19 protein-coding genes are annotated in these 19,602 nt (G+C 62.9%); 10 read left to right on the forward strand and 9 right to left on the reverse strand.

Going from position 1 to position 19,602, the window contains the following annotated elements; genetic code table 11:
- Positions 1 to 3: 3 nt before the first annotated feature.
- Positions 4 to 891: a tRNA glutamyl-Q(34) synthetase GluQRS gene (gluQRS, locus tag HAV21_RS16180; protein WP_166842464.1), complete on the reverse strand. Its 888-nt coding sequence runs from the start codon at positions 889 to 891 to the stop codon at positions 4 to 6.
- 324 nt (positions 892 to 1,215) lie between these two features.
- On the opposite strand from gluQRS, the gene HAV21_RS16185 reads away from it, so the two are divergent.
- The gene (locus tag HAV21_RS16185; protein WP_208097011.1) at positions 1,216 to 1,674 is read left to right on the forward strand and encodes an Lrp/AsnC family transcriptional regulator; all 459 of its coding nucleotides are present in this window, start codon (positions 1,216 to 1,218) and stop codon (positions 1,672 to 1,674) included.
- Between the two features lie 4 nt (positions 1,675 to 1,678).
- On the opposite strand, the gene HAV21_RS16190 is transcribed toward HAV21_RS16185, so the two are convergent.
- On the reverse strand, positions 1,679 to 2,134 hold the full coding sequence (locus tag HAV21_RS16190; protein WP_011776419.1) for an Lrp/AsnC family transcriptional regulator: 456 nt from the start codon (positions 2,132 to 2,134) through the stop codon (positions 1,679 to 1,681).
- A 103-nt stretch (positions 2,135 to 2,237) separates the two neighbouring features.
- Between HAV21_RS16190 and HAV21_RS16195 the strand changes: the two genes are divergently transcribed.
- On the forward strand, positions 2,238 to 2,885 hold the full coding sequence (locus HAV21_RS16195) for a LysE family translocator (RefSeq protein WP_043806402.1): 648 nt from the start codon (positions 2,238 to 2,240) through the stop codon (positions 2,883 to 2,885).
- On the opposite strand, the gene HAV21_RS16200 is transcribed toward HAV21_RS16195, so the two are convergent.
- The 3 genes from HAV21_RS16200 to HAV21_RS16210 all read right to left on the reverse strand — a co-directional run bounded on the left by HAV21_RS16200 (position 2,882) and on the right by HAV21_RS16210 (position 4,794).
- Entirely contained in the window at positions 2,882 to 3,349 is a 468-nt protein-coding gene (locus tag HAV21_RS16200) for an SRPBCC family protein (protein WP_166842466.1), read from the reverse strand. The genes HAV21_RS16195 and HAV21_RS16200 overlap by 4 nt on opposite strands.
- Entirely contained in the window at positions 3,346 to 3,687 is a 342-nt protein-coding gene (locus HAV21_RS16205; RefSeq protein ID WP_187697089.1) for a metalloregulator ArsR/SmtB family transcription factor, read from the reverse strand. The genes HAV21_RS16200 and HAV21_RS16205 overlap by 4 nt, the downstream gene beginning before the upstream one ends.
- 135 nt (positions 3,688 to 3,822) lie before the next feature.
- Positions 3,823 to 4,794 (reverse strand): hypothetical protein, encoded by a 972-nt coding sequence (locus HAV21_RS16210; protein ID WP_166842467.1) that lies wholly within the window; start codon positions 4,792 to 4,794, stop codon positions 3,823 to 3,825.
- Between the two features lie 157 nt (positions 4,795 to 4,951).
- Here HAV21_RS16210 and HAV21_RS16215 point away from each other — a divergent pair, with 157 nt between their 5' ends.
- Positions 4,952 to 5,431: a DUF4383 domain-containing protein gene (locus HAV21_RS16215; RefSeq protein WP_142937630.1), complete on the forward strand. Its 480-nt coding sequence runs from the start codon at positions 4,952 to 4,954 to the stop codon at positions 5,429 to 5,431.
- A 106-nt stretch (positions 5,432 to 5,537) separates the two neighbouring features.
- Here HAV21_RS16215 and HAV21_RS16220 read toward each other — a convergent pair whose 3' ends face one another.
- From HAV21_RS16220 to HAV21_RS16235, 4 genes are all read right to left on the reverse strand, one after another.
- Positions 5,538 to 6,353, reverse strand: a complete 816-nt coding sequence (locus HAV21_RS16220; protein WP_166842468.1) for an IclR family transcriptional regulator — start codon at positions 6,351 to 6,353, stop codon at positions 5,538 to 5,540.
- A gap of 92 nt (positions 6,354 to 6,445) precedes the next feature.
- On the reverse strand, positions 6,446 to 7,702 hold the full coding sequence (locus tag HAV21_RS16225; protein WP_166842469.1) for an aminopeptidase P family protein: 1,257 nt from the start codon (positions 7,700 to 7,702) through the stop codon (positions 6,446 to 6,448).
- 28 nt (positions 7,703 to 7,730) lie between these two features.
- Positions 7,731 to 9,083, reverse strand: a complete 1,353-nt coding sequence (locus HAV21_RS16230) for an MFS transporter (protein WP_142937627.1) — start codon at positions 9,081 to 9,083, stop codon at positions 7,731 to 7,733.
- Between the two features lie 753 nt (positions 9,084 to 9,836).
- Positions 9,837 to 10,508 (reverse strand): GntR family transcriptional regulator, encoded by a 672-nt coding sequence (locus HAV21_RS16235; RefSeq protein ID WP_011776428.1) that lies wholly within the window; start codon positions 10,506 to 10,508, stop codon positions 9,837 to 9,839.
- 150 nt (positions 10,509 to 10,658) lie between these two features.
- Between HAV21_RS16235 and glyA the strand changes: the two genes are divergently transcribed.
- The 7 genes from glyA to purU are packed head-to-tail and all read left to right on the forward strand — an operon-like array spanning position 10,659 to position 19,579.
- Positions 10,659 to 12,056, forward strand: coding sequence for a serine hydroxymethyltransferase (gene glyA, locus HAV21_RS16240; RefSeq protein ID WP_243753335.1), 1,398 nt, complete (start codon positions 10,659 to 10,661; stop codon positions 12,054 to 12,056).
- Entirely contained in the window at positions 12,053 to 13,273 is a 1,221-nt protein-coding gene (locus HAV21_RS16245) for a sarcosine oxidase subunit beta family protein (protein WP_142937614.1), read from the forward strand. The genes glyA and HAV21_RS16245 overlap by 4 nt, the downstream gene beginning before the upstream one ends.
- A 17-nt stretch (positions 13,274 to 13,290) precedes the next feature.
- Positions 13,291 to 13,707: a sarcosine oxidase subunit delta gene (locus HAV21_RS16250; protein WP_142937613.1), complete on the forward strand. Its 417-nt coding sequence runs from the start codon at positions 13,291 to 13,293 to the stop codon at positions 13,705 to 13,707.
- Positions 13,708 to 13,709: 2 nt separating this feature from the next.
- A complete protein-coding gene (locus HAV21_RS16255) occupies positions 13,710 to 16,655 on the forward strand; it encodes an FAD-dependent oxidoreductase (protein ID WP_166842470.1) in 2,946 nt (981 codons plus the stop codon).
- Entirely contained in the window at positions 16,648 to 17,286 is a 639-nt protein-coding gene (locus HAV21_RS16260; protein WP_166842471.1) for a sarcosine oxidase subunit gamma family protein, read from the forward strand. Before HAV21_RS16255 ends, HAV21_RS16260 begins: the two co-directional genes overlap by 8 nt.
- On the forward strand, positions 17,286 to 18,677 hold the full coding sequence (locus HAV21_RS16265) for an L-serine ammonia-lyase (protein ID WP_142937610.1): 1,392 nt from the start codon (positions 17,286 to 17,288) through the stop codon (positions 18,675 to 18,677). The genes HAV21_RS16260 and HAV21_RS16265 overlap by 1 nt, the downstream gene beginning before the upstream one ends.
- 2 nt (positions 18,678 to 18,679) lie before the next feature.
- Positions 18,680 to 19,579: a formyltetrahydrofolate deformylase gene (gene purU, locus HAV21_RS16270; protein WP_142937609.1), complete on the forward strand. Its 900-nt coding sequence runs from the start codon at positions 18,680 to 18,682 to the stop codon at positions 19,577 to 19,579.
- The last annotated feature ends 23 nt before the right edge of the window (positions 19,580 to 19,602 follow it).

Consider the following 19,602-nt stretch of genomic DNA (forward strand, 5'->3'; position numbering starts at 1 on the left):
GATTCAGGCCTGGGGAGTTTTCCACACCCAAGGCGTTTTTGGCACATTTTGCGGGGTGAAGTGCTGGAGCGCATCCTGGACGCTTCCGGCAGGCAAATCCAGGGACTCAAGGATCAGGTCACGCACGCGTTGGGCGGGAATTCCGACGGCGGCGAGGTCGCCCAGCGTCACGGCACCGTCGCGCTTTGCCAGCCTGACGCCGTCGTGATTCACCACCAGCGGAACGTGGGCGTATTCAGGGACCTGCAGCCCCAGCAGCGTCGCCAGGTAGGCTTGCCGCGGGGTGGACGGGAGGAGGTCATCGCCGCGCACCACCTGGTCAATTCCTTGGGCAGCATCGTCAACAACTACCGCGAGGTTGTAGGCGGTGACGCCGTCGTTCCGGCGAAGCACAAAGTCATCCACCACTCCCACGTAGGTGCCGTGCAACTGGTCCTCAACAGCCCACTCCGAAACCTCTGAGCGCAAGCGGATGGAAGCCGGACGCGTCGATCGCCGGATCTCGCGCTCAGCCTTCGAAAGCCGCCGGCACGTCCCGGGGTAGGCGCCTTGCGGGGCATGCGGCGCTGACGGCGCTTCCTGGATCTCGCGCCGCGTGCAGAAACACTCATAGGTCCGGCCTTCGGCAGTCAGCCGCTCGATTGCGTGGTCATACAGTTCCGCGCGCTCGGTCTGGCGCACGACGGCGGCGTCCCACCTGACGCCGACGGCCTGCAGGTCGCGGAGCTGCTCAGCCTCGGCACCGGAGCGGGCGCGGTCCAGATCCTCGACGCGCAGCAGGAAATCCCGGCCGCTGGACTTGGCGAATAGCCAGGCGAGAATTGCGGTGCGAAGGTTGCCGACGTGCAGTTCGCCGGAGGGGCTCGGGGCGAAGCGGCCAGCGGAAGTCATGATCCAAGCCAACCACAAGAGCCCCTCAGCTACCGCAACGATCCGGTAGCTCAGGGGCTCTTGCTGTGACGCCCGGGTGAAGGGGCGGGTGCAGAATGACAATGCTGTGAACAAGAGTCAATCAGCGGCTGCTTCCTTGCGGGAAACCTGTGCAGGGCTCCGGGTGGTGTTCCGGGGTCCTGGTGCCTGCGGGTTTTGGCGGTAGCCTCGTCCTGCTTCGTTGTCATCATTTGAGCAGAAGACATACAGTTGGTGCAACGGACATCACAATCATTGGTCGATCTGACCAGTCTGGTGCTAAAACTTAGTCAGGGAGTGGTCACTTTGCAGGAACTCGACGCCACGGACCGCCGGATCCTCGCCGCTTTGGATGAAGATCCCCGCGTGCCCATCATGGTGTTGGCCCAGAAGTTGCACCTCGCTCGCGGAACAGTTCAGTCACGCCTTGAGCGAATGACGGCGTCCGGCGCCCTCCGCCCCAACAGCAGCCGCGTCCTGCCCTCGGCTTTAGGCCGTGGCGTGGCAGCTGCCGTGAGTGCCGAACTCGATCAAAGTCACCTGAATGAGGCCATCGCTGCGCTGCGGGAGATCCCGGAAGTCCTGGAATGCCACGCCCCGGCCGGCGATACCGACCTCATCATCAGGGTGGTTGCCAAGAGTCCGGACGATCTCTACCGGGTATCGGAAGAGATTCGCCTGTGCCCTGGCATAGTGCGCACGTCAACCAGCATGTTCCTCCGGGAAGTGATCCCCTACCGGACCACTGGCTTGCTCGCGCAGTAGGGCCTTAGACCGGGGGTCCGATGTTGGTTTTCAGGTTCTTCATCACCAGCGTTGAGGTCAGCCGTTCAACCGCGGGAAGGGCCGCCAGTTCGTCGTCGTAGAACCGCTGATACGCGGGGAGGTCCGCGGCAATGACCTTCAGCAGATAGTCAGGCGACCCGAAGAGCCGCTGCGCCTCCACGATGTTGGGACTGGCGGTGACGCGCTCTTCAAACTCCGCCATGATGGTGCGTTCCACCTGCTTGAGGGTCACAAAAACAATCGCTTCGAAACCCAGGCCCACTGCGGCAGGGTCGATGTCTGCACGGTAGCCGCGGATCACCCCTGAGGATTCCAAATCGCGGAGCCGCCGGTGGCAGGGAGCCACCGTCAAACCCACCTTCGAAGCAAGGGCTGTGGCAGTCATCCGGCCGTCGTCTTGGAGGTGGCGCAAAATACTTCTATCGATCCCGTCAATCACGCAATAATCTTACCGGGAACGGCGGGGGTGGGGCTAAAAAGAGGAACACTTATGGTCGGTTTTTCCCTAGAGTTTTCCTACCACCTAGCCCTGGAGAGAAAACGTGAACCCGCAGCTGTTTATGGCCTTCATGATCGTCGCCGTCAGCTTGGCGTGCACGCCCGGCGTCGACTGGGCTTACTCGATTTCGGCCGGACTCAAGCAACGCAGCTTCGTCCCCGCCGTCGCCGGCCTGTGCAGCGGATATGTCGTCCACACCGCGCTGATGACGGCAGGGTTGGCAGCCCTCTTGGCGGGAGTCCCGGGACTACTGGGGTGGCTGACCATCGCAGGAGCTGCCTACCTGCTGTGGCTCGGCGTGACTACCATCCGCTCGTGGCGAGGCGCGAGCTTCAGTGCGGAAGGCGGCGTCGTGCAGTCCGGAAACCAGCTCCGCACCTTCCTTCAGGGCATGGGCACCAGCGGTATAAATCCCAAAGGCCTGCTCTTCTTCGTGGCGCTGGTGCCACAGTTCGTCAGCCCCGAGGCGGCACTGCCGGTTCCGGTCCAGTCCGGCTTGCTGGGCCTGACCTTCGTGATCCTGGCCGGCATGGTGTACACCGCAGTCGCATTGACCTCCAGGAAGCTGCTGGCTTCCCGGCCCGGCGCCGCCCGCGTTGTGACCCTGATCAGCGGAATCATCATGATCGGGCTGGGGACAGTGCTGCTATCCGAGCAACTCCTTCCGCTTCTACAGCCGGCGGGAGCTTAGGCCGCAAGCAGCTCATCCAGGCGCTCGTATCCTTCGATCACGCCGTAGTCCATCCCGGTAGCCAAAGCCATGTCCCTTGCTTCAACCGAGGGGTAGACCTCGTGCGCGGACATCCGCGTCCTGCCATCGATATCTTCGAAAGTGGTGGTGCTGATGACCACTTGGTTGGGCGCGCCCTCGAACTCGACGGTATGGATGATCAAAGCGTCGGGTTCGACCGTGTGGAAAACGCCGCGGAATCCGGCCATTCCATTATCGTCGCCGCTCTCGTAGCGCCAGCTGCCGCCAGTGGTGGCGTTGTACTCGGTAATTTTCGTTTGAGTACTGCGCGGGCCCAGCCACTTAGCCAAGAGATCCGGGTCAACGTGGGCTTTGAAGACCGCACTGACCGGGGCATCGAATTCGCGGACCGTGTCAACGAACGGGACGCCAGGGTCAGCGGTGATTGTTGTTGGATTGCTCATTTCAGTTCCTCTTTCTTCTTTGCTGGTTTGTTTTCTTGTTGTTGGTGGGAGTCACCGGCACCCAGCAGCTCGTCCAGCTGCCGAAAGCGCGATTCGGCGATCAGCCGATACTGGTCAATCCATGCGGTCAGCCGCTCCAAGGCGGCAGCATCCAAGTGGACAGGCCTGCGCTGGGCGTCGCGTGAGCGGGTTACCAATCCTGCGTGCTCCAGGACTTGTATGTGTTTGGAAACCGCCTGCTTGGTGATGGCGAACGGTTCAGCGAGCTCGTTGACGGTGGCGTCTCCCCGGGACAGGCGTGCCACCATGGCCCGCCTCACCGGATCCGCCAAAGCCATGAAGGCCCTGTCCAGAGCTTCTTCCTCCACTGCCGCATCAACCTCTCATCATCAACTCTTTGATCAACTGAATAATTGATCAACCGTTTGATTGATTAAGAGATTACGCCTTTCCCAGAAAAGGCACAATGGTTGTTATTCGCCGCCCAGCTGCCTGAAGTCGTTCTCCCATAGACGCCGCATCTCGGCATCCTTCCGGATCACTTCAAAAGTCTCCAGCTCCGCAGGCGGGGCCGGCCGTTTGGACCACGGAGTCAACGTCCGCCGGCCCTGGTCAAGAGCGAGCAGGGCCCTGTCGGTCAACGCATCATTCTTCAGTGCCAAATTGGTCTTACGACGCCGGAGCACTTCTTTGAGGGCCACCTGAGCCGACTCGAAGTCACCCCTGGCCCGTTGCGACCGCGCCCGGATCAGCAAAAGCGCCGCCGAGAGGTCGTCCGTGTTCAGCAAACCCTCAGTCCACAGGACCACATCACGGTGCCGTTCCAACGAGTACGCCGCTGTGCAGCGCGCCAACGCCGAAGGCAACGACGGCGGCAACGTCACCACTGCTTCCAACGCCGCCTCGGTCATCCCCATTTCCCGAAGGCAATGGGACAGCGCCAAAAACACGGACTCCTCACTGAACAGGACCGGAACCTCAATCCGTTCGGCCACCTCAACCTTGGTGACCACCTGCCCAAGGTACATTGCCGAGAACTGGCTGGCGTCGTCGTCGATCCTTGTTGTTAAACCGCGTTGCAGAAGCTCGGACGCCCTCAAAAACCCGCCATGTTTGTACGCGAGCAAACCGGCCATCACATGACACAGGCCCGCCCATCCGGGATACATACGGCCGAAGGCCAGAAGCCGATCCGGCTCCGTGGAGGTGAAAACGGCCTCGTGCATGGCCTTCGCCGTCTTGGAGGACAACATCCTCAGCCGCGGGACGTTGCCGGCTACCGTCAACCGTGCATGATCGCGGCCGCTCAGGACACCGGAGAGCACATCATTCACGCCGTCAGCGAGCCCCCGCACAGAGGTGCGGACGTAGCCCTCGCGGAAAGGAGTGAGATCGCGGGTGTCGTGGAAAATCGTGTGCACGCGTCCGTTGGGAGCTTGGCTCATAATTCCATGCTAACCGCCGCTGAACTGGGCACATCCCCTGCTATCGGAGGCATTTCAGGAGTATTATGGCGGCGTCGGCAAGGTTTTTGCCACAGCCCTTGCCGCAGGTCGGCTCTCCATGAGAAGAGCCGGGTAACAGCGTGAAAGGGAGGACTTGATGACCACCGCTTCGCACCCCGCCGAACACCACCACATGATGGGGTTGACGCTACGCAACACCGCCATGGGCGTTGGCATTGTATTTCTGCTGGTTGGCGTCCTGGGCTTTATCCCGGGAATTACCACCAATTTCGGCGCCATGACCTTTGCGGGACATGAATCCGGCGCCATGCTGCTTGGAGTCTTCCAAGTGTCCGTACTCCACAACATCGTTCATCTGCTGTTTGGCGTGGCCGGCTTGGCCATGGCAAGGAACGCACGCATGGCCCGCCTGTTCCTCTTGGGCGGCGGCGCCGTGTACATCGTTCTTTGGATCTATGGCCTGGTCATCAACCAGGAAACAGGCGCCAACTTTGTCCCGTTCAACACCGCTGACAACTGGCTGCACCTGATCCTCGGCGTTGCCATGATCGGTCTGGGAGCCTGGCTCGGTAGGGACGCCATGGACGAAACAACCACAGCGCGACGGAAGATGTAGCCCCTTCCGCACGTCTTGCAGAATAACGACGGCGGCAGTCCCCTTAAGCGGGACGGCCGCCGTTTTTTCGCACCCACCGCTTGAGGGCCCGACGGCGGTACCCGGCTTAGCGCGGGGCGCGGCCACCCAACCGCGTGGTCACCTTGGCCGCTGCTGCGGCGCAGGCTTCGCCGAGACTGTTGAGGGTGTCCTGCGAAACACGGAACTTCGGGGCCGGGATCAGGACGGAGGCCACCATGTTGCCGCGGTGGTCGTACACGGGTGAGGCCACGCCCACTTCTTCGATGGATGTCTCACCGAAGTTCACTGCCCACCCACGCTCCATCGATTCCTTCAGGCGAAGCAAATAAGCCTCCAGCGCGTCCTCGTCCACGCCGGTCAGCGTGATCGATCCGCTGCGCAGCAACTGGCGCACCCGGTCCTCGTTCTCCGAAGCAAGGAAGACCTGCACCGATGAACTCAGGGCCTCGTTGTAGCGGGCACCCAACGGAGCGAGATGCTTGACCTGGTGACGGCTGGGGATCTGCTCCACACACATGGACTCGTTGCCGTTCCACACCATCAGCGCGCTGGTCTCCCCAGTCCGCTCAGTAAGTTCGCGCAGCACAGGGTAGGCAACGCGACGCTCTTCGAGTTCCGCCAGGAGGGGGCCCGCCATGGCGATCATGCCCAGCCCCAAGCGGAACCTGCGCGAATCGACGTCGCGCTCTACAAGATTCTCCTGTTCCAGCGTCGCGAGGATCCGGGAGACGGTGCTCTTGTGCAGGCCAATGCGGCCGGCGATTTCGGTGACTCCCAGGAGCGGCTCGTCAGCAGTGAAGCTCCTCAAGACGGCGATGGCGTTGACGATCACCGAGGTGTTTTTGCTGTCACCAGTGCTGTTGCTGTTCTCAAGAGTGTCGCTGGATTCGGTGGGAGTCATGGGTTCACTATATTTCGCTGGAGATATTTCGACGGCGGACGCCCCACCGGATTCGGCCGGTGGACACCACGCTGTGTCCACCGGCCGGGTCACTAGGCTCCGATGATGTTGTACTCGGGGCCGAACGGGAACTTGGTGATGTTCTCCGCGCCGTCTTCGCCCACCACCAGGATGTCGTGCTCGCGGTAACCGCCAGCGCCCGGCTGGCCGTCCAGCACCGTGATCATCGGCTCCATGGAGACCACCATGCCGGGCTCCAGGACGGTGTCAATGTCCTCGCGGAGTTCGAGTCCGGCTTCGCGTCCGTAGTAGTGGCTCAGCACGCCGAACGAGTGGCCGTAGCCGAACGTGCGGTTGGCCAGCAAACCGTGGCTGACGTAGATCTCGTTGAGCTCTGCCGCGATGTCCTTGCACACAGCACCGGGCTTGATGAGCTCCAGACCACGCTTGTGGACCTCAACGTTGATGTTCCACAGTTCCAGAGAGCGGGCGTCCGGTTCGCCGTAGAACAGGGTGCGCTCCAGTGCCGTGTAGTAGCCGCTGGTCATGGGGAAACAGTTCAGGGACAGGATGTCGTGTTCCTGGATCTTGCGGGTGGTGGCCCAGTTATGTGCACCATCTGTGTTGATGCCGGACTGGAACCACACCCAGGTGTCTCGGATTTCAGAGTCCGGGAAGGTCCGGGCAATCTCGTGAACCATGGCCTCGGTACCGATCAGAGCCACCTCGTACTCGGTGATCCCGGCGGTGATGGCGTTGCGGATGGCCTCGCCACCCAAGTCACCAATGCGCGCACCGTGCTTGATGACCGCGATCTCCTCGGCGGACTTGATCATGCGCTGGCGCATCGCTGCCTGCGCAACGTCAACCAGCGTCGCTCCGGAGAACGCGGCCTGGATCTTGTTGCGGTTGTCCAGCGGCAGCGAGTCATCCTCGACGCCGATGCGGCGCGGGTTGATGCCGCGGGTCCGCAGGACTTCCTGGATGGCGTGGATGTAGTTGTCCCGGCGCCAGTCCGTGTACACAAGGTTCTCGCCGTAGCTGCGGCGCCAAGGCATCCCGGCGTCGATATTTGCCGTGATGGTGACCGTGTCATCCTTGGTGACCACCATGCCGTAGGAGCGGCCAAAGTAGGTGAAGAGGAAGTCGGAGTAGTACTTGATGGAGTGGTAGCTGGTGAGGATGACGGCGTCGAGGTCTTTCTCGGCCATGATGCGGCGGAGTCCGGAGAGGCGACGCTCGAACTCGGCGTCGGAGAAGGTCAGCGATACTTTTTCGCCGTTGTTGAGGACCTTGGTGCGCTCGAGCTTGGCCACATCGTTGACGGCCTCGTTCTGGGTGATGGTCATGGTTGTTCCTTTCAATGGGTGGGTTGTACTAGTCCTGCAGCAGAGGCTTTTTGGAAGTCTCGGTGGCGAACAGGACTGCGATGAGGGAAACCAGAGCGGCAGCCACGAGGTACCAACCGGGGGCCAGCTGGTTGTGGGTCATGCCGATAAGAAGGGTGGCCATGAACGGCGCGGTGCCGCCGAACAGGGCATTGGAGAGATTGAAGCTGACGGCGAATCCGGTGTACCGGACCTTCGTGGGAAAGAGCTCGGCCAGGAAGCTCGGCAAGGTTCCGTCGTTGAGGGTCAGCATTCCGCCCAGGAGTATCTGCACCAGCACGATCACCAGGAAATTGCGGGTATCCAGGAGCATGAAAGCCGGCACCGTTAGCAGCATGAAAAGCACTGATGCCGTGATGAGCATCCGCTTGCGGCCGAACCTGTCCGACGCCATGCCGGTTAGGAAGATGAAGCCGATGTAACTGGCCAGGGCGATGGTGGTGGCCAGGAACGATTCCGTTGCGCCAAAGCCCAGCTCTTCCGACAGGTAAGTGGGCATATAGCTGAGGATCACGTAGAAGCCCACAGCGTTCAGCAACACCGCGCCGGTGGCAATGATGAGTTGCTTCCGGTACGTCCTGAACATGGCGAAGGCAGGGGCTTTGACCGCATTGTCCTTGGCAGCGAGCTCCCGGAAAGCCGGCGTGTCCTCGAGCTTGGTCCGGATATACCGGCCGATCAATCCCATGGGCGCAGCCAACAGGAACGGCAATCGCCAACCCCATTCGTTGAGCTGCTCCGCGGTCAGGACTGAACTCAGCAGGGCTGCCAGCAAGGACCCCAGCAGCAGACCCGCTGCAGTACTGGCGGGCACGACGGCGGCATACAGTCCGCGCCGATTCGCCGGCGCATACTCCACCAGGAAGGCAGACGCCCCGGCGTACTCGCCGGCTGCGGAGAAGCCTTGGACGACTCTTACCAGGAGGAGCAGGATGGGCGCCATCACGCCGATCGTGGCGTAGCCGGGGATGAGTGCGATGCAGAACGTCGCCACGGACATCAGGACGATTGACAGGCTCAGCGCTTGCTTGCGGCCCAGCTTGTCCCCGATGTGGCCCCAGATGAAACCACCCAAGGGCCGGACGAAGAAGCTAATGGCAAACACGCCGAAGGTTGCGAGCAGGGCCGTCTGGCGGTCTGACTCGGGGAAGAAAACAGTAGAGATGACGCCGGCCAGGTATCCGTACACGGCGTAGTCGAACCACTCAACAAAGTTCCCGATGAAGCTTGCGGTGACCACTCGCCGTCGAGTGTCCTTGCTGACTTCCGGTTGGGAACCTGGTGCGTGGGAGATGTGGGAGGGGCTGCCTGGAGCGGCTGCCACAGATGATTCATTGCTCATGTGTCCACCAAAATTGATTTGGGTTGCATTCAGCGCAACGCTGTTGCACCAGAATATGTGTGAGCGGCGCCACGGTCAAGGGTTAGTTGTGACGGATAAGCATCAGCTCAATCTGGCCGGCCGGACTAAACCGCTGACTGGAGTGGGCTGATGGCGCAAAAGGCGTTTGTTGCATCTAACCCAACGCAGTTGCCCCTATCGACGATCTCTCACATCCCACCCCCAAAACCCGATCTTTCTCTCACATCCCACCCCCAAAACCCGATCGCTCTCTCATTAGGGCGAAGAGGAGGCGTCGTCCGCACTCAAGTCCACATCGACGTCGAGCCTTTCGTTCCTGGCCGCTGTCCACGTTCCCGCGGGCCGGGCGGCGAGGCTTGCAACCTAGGGCAAGTCGGCCCCATAGGCCCACTGGAGATTGCATCCAGCAACTCCCAGTGGGACGTGAGAGAGCGATCAGCTCAAAACCGCGGGATGTGAGAGAGCGACGGCAAAAACCCGCGGGATGTGAGAGAGCGACCCGCTCAAAACCGCAAGACGTGAGAGAGCGATCAGCTCAAAACCGCGGGATGTGAGAGAGCGACGCCAAAAAACCCGCAAGACGTGAGAGAGCGACGCCAAAGAACCCGCGGGACGTGAGAGAGGATCGGGAGGGGGTGGGTTATCCGGCAGGGCGCGTCTAAGGGAGTGACGACCTAGCGCGCAGAGGATGAGCCCGCCGCCGGAAGGCGGGAGCACGGCAGGGCAGGAAAGCTAGAGGACCTTGCGGATGGTCTCTTCGAAGCTGACTACGTGGTGCAGGGCGAGCTCTGCGGCACGGTCTTCGTCGCCGTCGGCAATGGCCGTGAGGAGGTCGACGTGCTCGGAGATGTGGCCGGAAACGGAGGGCATCTTCTCGAGCATGTGGCACCAGATGCGGGTGGCGAGGTTGTCGTAGCGAATGAGGACGTCTTCCAGGTGGGCATTGGCCGAAGCCTTGTAGATCAGCCTGTGGACCTGGATGTCGTAGCGCATGAGGTCCTGGGAGGAATTGTCCTGACCTTCAAGATCCCGGATCGCGGCGGCGACGGCGCGGAGCTCGGAACGCATGGCGGGGCTGGCCATCCGGGCAGCTTTCCTGGAGGCGAGCGGTTCCAGCAGTTCGCGGATTTCGGAGACCTCGGCGAGCTGGGTGATGTCCACGCCGGTGGCGAACGTGCCGCGCCGGGGGTAGGACACCACGAGGTGGTCGCTTTCGAGGCGCTTGATGGCTTCACGGACAGGAGTGCGCCCGATTCCCAGTTCGGCGGCGATTTGTCCGTCGTTGATGGGGTCGCCGGGTTTGACGTCCAGCATGATGAGCCTGTCGCGCAGCAGCAGGTAGGCGTTCTCTGCTAGGGACGTGCCCTGCGGAGCTGACTCCAGTGCTTCAAGTGCTGCGCTCATTGCTCTCTCCCGTTGTCACAACCACGGTCCCACGGATGAGTTTCCCGGACCTGTTGACGACCATGTGATCTTCAACATACTATGGCAATAGTTCTAATATATCAGTTGCCTAACAGTCGGCCACTAGACAAGCTTTTGAAGGAGAACACCATGGTTGAACCGCTGATCCGCCCGCTTGCACAGGCGGACCCGGAGGTCGATCAGGCGATCGCCCAGGAACTCATCCGCCAGCAGTCCACGCTGGAAATGATCGCCTCTGAGAACTTCGCTCCTACGGCCGTCATGGAAGCCCAGGGCTCGGTGCTGACCAACAAATACGCCGAGGGCTATCCCGGCAAGCGCTACTACGGCGGCTGCGAACACGTTGATGTGATTGAACAGCTCGCCATTGACCGCTTGAAAGCCCTGTTCGGCGCAGAGTTCGCCAACGTCCAGCCCCACTCCGGCGCCCAGGCCAACGCCTCGGCCATGCACGCACTGATCACCCCGGGCGACACCATCATGGGTCTCAACCTCGCCCACGGCGGCCACCTGACCCACGGCATGCGCATCAACTTCTCCGGCAAGTTGTACAAGGTTGTTCCGTACGGAGTCCGCGAGGACACCCACACCGTAGATATGGCTGAAGTGGAGCGTCTGGCTCTGGAGAGCAAGCCGCAGCTGATCGTCGCCGGCTGGTCGGCGTATTCCCGCCAGCTGGACTTCGCTGAGTTCCGCCGCATCGCTGACCTGGTGGGCGCCTACCTCATGGTGGACATGGCCCACTTTGCCGGCCTCGTGGCCGCTGGGCTGCACCCCAGCCCCGTGCCGCACGCCCACATTGTCACCAGCACCACCCACAAGACCCTCGGCGGTCCGCGCGGTGGCGTGATCCTGACCAACGACGCCGACATCGCCAAGAAGGTTAACTCGGCAGTCTTCCCCGGCCAACAGGGTGGTCCGCTGGAACACGTCATCGCAGCCAAGGCCGTTGCCTTCAAGATGGCCTCCGAGCCCGAGTTTCAGGAACGCCAGCTCCGCGTCCTTGAGGGTTCCAAGATCCTGGCCCAGCGCCTCCTGCAGGACGACGTTGCCGCAGCCGGCATCTCCGTTGTCAGCGGCGGAACCGATGTCCACCTTGTCCTCGCCGACCTCCGCCACTCGGTCCTCAACGGCCAGCAGGCCGAGGACACGCTGCACCGGATCGGCATCACCGTCAACCGCAACGCCGTCCCGTTCGACCCCCGCCCACCCATGGTGTCGTCCGGCCTGCGCATCGGCACCCCAGCCCTAGCCGCCCGCGGCTTCGGCGCCGAGGACTTCACCGAAGTTTCGGACATCATTGCGACGGCGTTGATCGCCGTAGCGAACAGCGGCACCCAAGCAGGCACCCAGGCAGGCGCCGAAGCAGCCACCGCCGAAGGTGACGTCACCCTGGACGAGACCACCGCCGTCGAACTCCGCAACCGCGTGACCGCCCTGGCGAACAAGTTCCCCCTCTACCCGCACCTAAACCACGACGGCAATGGCGCCGTAACCGAAGCAGAACTGATTGGAGCAGCCAAGTGAGTGCAGACCACCTCCCCGAACACCCGGACTTCCTCTGGCGCAACCCGGACCCGAAGAAAAGCTACGACGCCGTGATTGTGGGCGGCGGCGGGCACGGCCTCGCCACCGCGTACTTCTTGGCCAAGAACCATGGGATGACGAATATCGCCATCCTGGAAAAGGGCTGGCTGGCCGGTGGAAACATGGCCCGCAACACCACCATCATCCGTTCCAACTACCTCTGGGACGAGAGCGCAGCCATCTACGAGCACGCCCTCAAGCTCTGGGAAATCCTCCCGGAAGAGCTGGAGTACGACTTCCTCTTCAGCCAGCGCGGTGTCATGAACCTGGCCCACACCCTGGGCGATGTTCGCGAAAGCGTTCGCCGGGTGGGTGCCAACCGCCTCAACGGTGTAGACGCCGAATGGCTGGACCCGCAGCAGGTCAAGGAACTTTGCCCCATCCTGAACATCAGCGACAACATCCGCTACCCCGTCATGGGCGCCACGTACCAGCCACGCGCAGGCATCGCCAAGCACGACCACGTGGCCTGGGCCTTCGCCCGCAAGTGCGATGAGCTTGGCGTGGACATCATCCAGAACTGCGAAGTTACCGGTTTCATCAAGGACGGCAACAAGGTCACCGGTGTCCAGACCACGCGCGGCACCATCAACACCGAAAAGGTGGGCCTCTGCGCCGCCGGCCACAGCTCGGTCCTGGCAGAAATGGCCGGCTTCCGCCTGCCGATCCAGAGCCACCCGCTCCAGGCGCTGGTGTCTGAACTGCACGAGCCGGTCCACCCCACGGTGGTCATGTCCAACCACGTCCACGTCTACGTATCCCAGGCCCACAAGGGCGAACTGGTAATGGGCGCCGGTGTGGACTCCTACAACGGCTACGGCCAGCGCGGCTCGTTCCACGTGATCGAGGAGCAGATGGCAGCAGCCGTGGAGCTCTTCCCGATCTTCGCCCGGGCCCATGTGCTCCGCACCTGGGGCGGAATTGTGGACACCACGCTGGACGCTTCTCCCATTGTTGGCCTCTCCCCGGTGGAGAACATGTTCGTCAACTGTGGCTGGGGAACCGGCGGCTTCAAGGGCACTCCGGCGGCGGGCCTGACTTTCGCGCACACCATCGCCACCGGCGCTCCGCACCAGCTGAACAAGCCCTTCGCGCTGGAACGCTTCGAGACCGGCGCCTTGATCGACGAACACGGCGCCGCAGCCGTAGCCCACTAGCCAGGACAGGAAAAGACATGCTCCTCATTTCATGCCCCAACTGCGGGCCACGCGACGAAACCGAATTCCACTACGGCGGCCAAGCACACGTCGCCTACCCGGAGAGCCCCAACGACCTCACGGACCGCGAATGGGCTGAATACCTGTTCTACCGCGAGAACACCAAGGGAACTTTCGCAGAACGCTGGGTCCACAGCACAGGCTGCCGCCAGTGGTTCAACATGCTCCGCGACACCGTGAGCTACGAGATTCACTCCATCTACGGCATGGGCCAGCCCCGGCCGGACATCAAGGTGACGAGTCCAAAGAAAGCACCGGAACAGCCGGGCGAGTTCACCCAGGCCGGTGAGTTCGGCCAAGCCGGCGAACCGGGCCTCTCCCCCGGCGCCGCCTCCCCCACAGCTACCACCCCCATCTCTTCGGAAGGAGTCTAGAAGTGACCAGCAAGAACGCACGCCTCGCCACCGGCGGACGCATCGATCGCAGCATCTCCTGGCGCTTCACCGTGGACGGCCAGGAATTCACCGGCCACCCGGGGGACACCATCGCTTCGGCACTGCTGGCCAATGGCCACATCAACGCCGGCAACTCCCTTTATGAGGACCGCCCCCGCGGCATCATGGCAGCCGGCGTAGAAGAGTCCAACGCCTTGGTCAAGATCGCTCCCCGCTTCCCGGGCCACGTTGCCGAGTCCATGCTTCCCGCCACCGCAGTTTCCTTGGTGGACGGCATGAACGTTGAGCTCCTGTCCGGTCTGGGCAAGCTTGACCCGAACGAGGACAAGGCCGAGTACGACAAGAAGTACGTCCACACGGATGTACTGGTTGTCGGCGGCGGCATCGCCGGCCTGGCAGCGGCCCGCGAAGCTGTCCGCACCGGCGCCCGCGTCATCCTCATCGACGACCAGCCCGAGCTCGGCGGCTCACTGCTCTCCGGTTCCACAGCCCCGGATCTGGCGGAAGAAATCGAGGGCAAGCCGGCCCTGGAGTGGGTTGCGGACGTGGAGGCCGAGCTGGTTTCTGCCGCTGAATGCACGGTGCTGAACCGCACCACCGCATTCGGCTCCTACGACTCCAACTACTTCATCGCAGCCCAGAACCGTACCGACCACTTGAGCGTTCCGGCAGCATCGGGTGTCTCCCGCCAGCGTATTTGGCACATCCGTGCCAAGCAGGTTGTCCTGGCTCCGGGCGCCCATGAGCGTCCGCTGGTCTTCGAGAACAACGACCGCCCGGGCATCATGCTCGCCTCGGCAGCCCGCACTTACCTGAACCGTTATGCAGTGGCCGCCGGATCGCGCGTGGTCATCAGCACCACCAACGATTCCGCTTACGCTCTTGCCGCGGATCTGAAGGCAGCAGGCGTGGCGGTTGCCGCCGTCGTCGATGCCCGTCCGCAGATCAGCGCGAAGGCCGCTGCCGCCGTCGAGTCCGGTACCCGGGTCCTCATCGGCAGCGCCGTGGCTGACACCTCCGCGGATGAGAGTGGCCGCCTGAACGGGGTCACCGTCCGCAGTATTAACGACGACGGCGAACTCACCTCGGGCGTCGAAGAGCTGGCTGCCGATCTTCTTGCAGTTTCTGGCGGTTGGAGCCCGGTGGTTCATCTCCACAGCCAGCGCCAGGGCAAGCTGCGTTGGGATGACGAGCTCGCAGCGTTCATCCCCACCGCTCCCGTGAGGGACCAGCAGGTGGTGGGCGCAGGCCGGGGCAGCTACGAACTCCAGGACTGCCTGGCAGAAGGTATCTCGGCCGGAGCAGCAGCATCCATCGCTGCCGGGTTCGAATCCGCAACAACCCCGATGGAACTGCAGGCTCCCGTGGCAAGTGCACCGAGCCGTCAGCTCTGGCTGGTTCCCGGCCAGACCGGTGAGCCGGGCGAGTGGCACCACCACTTTGTGGACTTCCAGCGCGACCAGTCCGTGGCCGACGTCCTTCGCTCCACCGGAGCGGGCATGCGGTCCGTGGAGCACGTCAAGCGGTACACCTCCATCAGCACGGCCAACGATCAGGGCAAGACGTCCGGCGTCAACGCGATCGGTGTCATCGCCGCAGCACTGAAGTTCGGTGGCGCAGAGAGCATCCCCGGCGTCGGCGAGATCGGAACCACGGCGTACCGTGCACCGTTCACCCCTGTCGCTTTCGCGGCCCTGGCTGGCCGCCAGCGCGGCGAGTTGTTCGACCCCGCACGAGTCACCTCCATCCACCCGTGGCACGTGGCCCAAGGCGCACTGTTCGAAGATGTTGGACAGTGGAAGCGCCCCTGGTACTACCCGCAGGGCAGTGAGGACATGGACACGGCAGTCCTGCGTGAATGCGCCGCCGTCCGCGATTCCGTGGGTTTCATGGACGCCACCACGCTGGGCAAGATCGAGATCCGCGGCAAGGACGCGGGCGAATTCCTGAACCGCGTGTACACCAACGCGTTCAAGAAGCTCGCCCCGGGATCCGCACGCTACGGCGTGATGTGCACCCTGGACGGCATGATCTTCGACGACGGCGTGACCCTGCGCCTGGATGAGGACCGCTACTTCATGACCACCACCACCGGCGGCGCAGCCAAGGTGCTGGACTGGCTGGAAGAGTGGCACCAGACGGAGTGGCCGGAACTCGATGTGGTCTGCACCTCGGTGACCGAGCAGTGGAGCACCATTGCCGTGGTTGGCCCGAAGTCCCGCGCTGTGATCGCCAAGGTTGCTCCGCAGCTGGCCGAAAACGGTGGCTTGGAGGCCGAGAACTTCCCGTTCATGACGTTCCGCGAAACCACGTTGGCGTCCGGAGTGCAGGCACGCGTTTGCCGTATCTCCTTCTCCGGCGAACTCGCCTACGAAATCAACATCCCGTCCTGGTACGGCCTCAACACCTGGGAAGCTGTTGCTGCCGCGGGTGCCGAGTTCAACATCACCCCGTACGGCACGGAAACCATGCACGTGCTCCGCGCCGAAAAGGGCTACCCGATCGTGGGGCAGGACACCGACGGTACGGTCACCCCGCAGGACGCGGGCATGGACTGGATCGTTTCCAAGGCCAAGGACTTCATCGGCAAGCGCTCCTACCTCCGGCAGGACGCAAGCCGCGAAGACCGCAAGCACCTGGTGAGCGTTCTTCCCGTAGACCACTCGCTGCGGTTGCCGGAAGGCACGCAGCTGGTGGAGAAGGGCATCCCCGTCAACCCGGCCAACGGACCCGTCCCCATGGAGGGCTTCGTGACCTCCAGCTACCACAGCGCCGCGCTGGGCCGTTCCTTCGGCCTGGCACTTATCCAGGACGGCCGCAACCGCATCGGCGAGACCTTGGTGGCCTCGCTGGGAGACCAATTGGTGGACGTGGTTGTTGGCGAAACCGTACTTTTCGATGCTGAAGGGACCCGCAAAGATGGCTGAAACAGCAACCCCCGCAGAAACCGTGAACAGTGTTCGTGGGGCACGGCGCAGCCCGGCCCAGCACCTGGCTGAGGCGTTCACGTCCGGCTCAGTTCCGGGCATAGTGACACTCACCGAGATCCCGTACCAGGCCATGGTGGGCATCCGGGTTGACCGGACGTCCAACGCCGGCGCCCGCGTTGCGTCCGTGACCGGCGGCTTGCCTGCCGCTTGCGGTGAAGTGACGGGGACGGATTCCGTCAACACCCTGTGGCTCGGCCCCACCGAGTTCCTGGTGGTTGCACCGGAGGAAGCCCACGACTCCCTGGGCGGATCCTTGGTCAGCGATCTGACCACTGCACTGGGCAACGATGCCGGCCAGGTGGTGGACCTGTCCGCCAACCGAACCACGTTCGAGCTCTCCGGCAGCCACGCCCGGGCAGTGTTGGAAAAGACCTGCGCGCTGGACTTGCACCCGCGTGTCTTCAAGCCGGGCACGGCCGTTTCCACGGAACTTGCACACATCCCGGTGATGCTGTGGAAGACTTCCGAGGACTCCTACCGGATCTTTCCCCGGGCCTCGTTTGCCGACTTCCTGGGCCGCTGGCTGCTGGACGCCATGAGGGAATACGCCTCCCCTGAGGTCCCCTGATGGCACTGAGTGTGCTTGACCTGTTTTCTGTTGGCATCGGGCCGTCGTCTTCACACACGGTTGGCCCCATGCGCGCGGCAAAGCAGTTCACGGACGGTCTCGAATCGTCCGGCCAGCTTCCGGCCACGGTGCGCGTCCAGGCTGAGCTTTTCGGCTCCCTGGGCGCCACCGGCCGGGGCCACGGCTCAGACAAAGCCGTGGTGCTGGGGCTGCAAGGCCACTCCCCCGAAACCGTGAACACCCATACGGCCGACGACCAGGTCGCGGCGGCGGCACTCGAGGCGGAACTGCGTCTGGGCGGCAACCACCGGGTGGACTTCAACTGGGACGAGGACGTGGTCCTGCACCGCCGCAAGTCGCTGCCTGCACACCCCAACGGCATGACGTTCCGCGCGTTGGACCACACGGGCGGCGTGCTCCGGGAACGCAGCTACTACTCCATCGGTGGCGGCTTCGTGGTGGACGGGGACGCAACCGGCACCGACAAAGTGGTAGCCGATGACACCGTTCTCCCCTACCCCTTCACCACGGCGGACCAACTCCTGGCGATCTGCGAGCGCGAAGGCATGTCCATCTCGGACGTCATGTTGGCCAATGAACTCGTGTGGCGTTCCGAAGAGGAACTCCGCGAACGGCTGCTGGGCATTTGGGCTGTCATGCAGGAGTGCGTTGACAACGGCTGCTCTGCCGAGGGAATCCTGCCGGGAGGTTTGAGCGTCAGGCGACGGGCGCCGTCGTTGTTCAAAAAGCTTTCCGAAACCGACGCGGACCTGAACGGTAGTGCCTCAGCGGACCCGCTCCTCGCCATGGAATGGGTCAACCTCTTCGCCTTGGCAGTGAATGAGGAAAACGCTGCGGGCGGCCGGATCGTCACCGCGCCCACCAATGGCGCTGCCGGAATTGTCCCGGCAGTGTTGCACTATTACACCAAGTTTGTTCCAGGAGCCAACGACGACGGTGTCGTGCGGTTCCTGCTGGCGGCGGCCGCCGTCGGAATCCTGTTCAAAATCAACGCGTCCATCTCCGGTGCCGAGGTGGGCTGTCAGGGTGAAGTGGGTTCCGCCTGCTCCATGGCGGCGGCCGGCCTCTGCGAAGTCCTTGGCGGGACGCCCGAGCAAGTGGAAAATGCCGCCGAAGTGGGCATCGAACACAACCTGGGCCTTACCTGCGATCCCGTGGGCGGGCTGGTGCAGATCCCCTGCATCGAACGCAATGCGATCGCCAGCGTCAAAGCCATCAACGCGGCCCGCCTTGCCTTGCACGGCGATGGCAGCCACAAAGTGTCCCTGGACAAGGCCATCAAAACCATGCGCGAGACAGGCGCGGACATGAAATCCAAGTACAAAGAGACCTCCCGTGGGGGCCTCGCCGTCAACGTAGTGGAGTGCTAGCAATGACTGCCATCCAAACCGAAACCACTGCCGCCTCCTCCGCGGAGACCACGGTGGAACACGTCCTCACCCTGGACTGCCCCGAAGGTCCCGGGATCGTGCATGCCGTGTCCGGATTCCTGCTGGACCACGGCTGCGACATCATCGACAACAAGCAGTTCGGCGACCGCGCAGAGGGCCACTTCTTCATGCGCGTGCATTTCGCGTCCGACGGCGATGACTCCACTGTTGATCAGCTGCGGAACGCTTTTGCCCCTGTGGGCGATAAGTACAGCATGAACTGGCAGCTTGAGCGTCAGGGGTACAAGCGACGCGTGCTGATCATGGTCTCCAAGTTCGGGCACTGCCTGAACGACCTCTTGTTCCGGGCACGGATCGGCGAGCTGCCCATCGACGTGGTGGGCGTAGTGTCCAACCACACCGACCATCAGGGCTTGGCGGAGTGGCACGGGATCCCGTTCTTCCACGTCCCCGTCACGGCTGCCACCAAGCCCGCGGCCGAGGGACGTTTGCTGGAGATCATCGATGAGCTGGACGTGGAACTCATTGTCCTGGCCCGCTACATGCAGGTCCTCAGCGACGACCTCGCCCGGAAGCTCGATGGCCGCGCCATCAACATCCACCACTCGTTCCTGCCGAGCTTCAAGGGTGCCAAGCCCTACCACCAGGCGTACGCGCGTGGTGTGAAAACTGTGGGTGCCACCGCCCACTACGTAAACGGCGAGTTGGACGAAGGTCCCATCATCGCCCAGCAGGTAGTGGAAGTGGACCACACTTTCGGACCGGACGATCTGGTGGCCGCCGGTCGGGACACAGAATGCAAGGCCCTCAGCAACGCCGTTCGCTGGCACTGCGAGGGGCGGATCATCCTGAATGGGAACAGGACGATCGTGTTGAAGTAGTGCTTGCCCCGCCGAGATCGCGG

Source organism: Paenarthrobacter sp. MSM-2-10-13 (genome assembly GCF_011605365.1).
Taxonomy (GTDB): Bacteria; Actinomycetota; Actinomycetes; order Actinomycetales; family Micrococcaceae; genus Arthrobacter.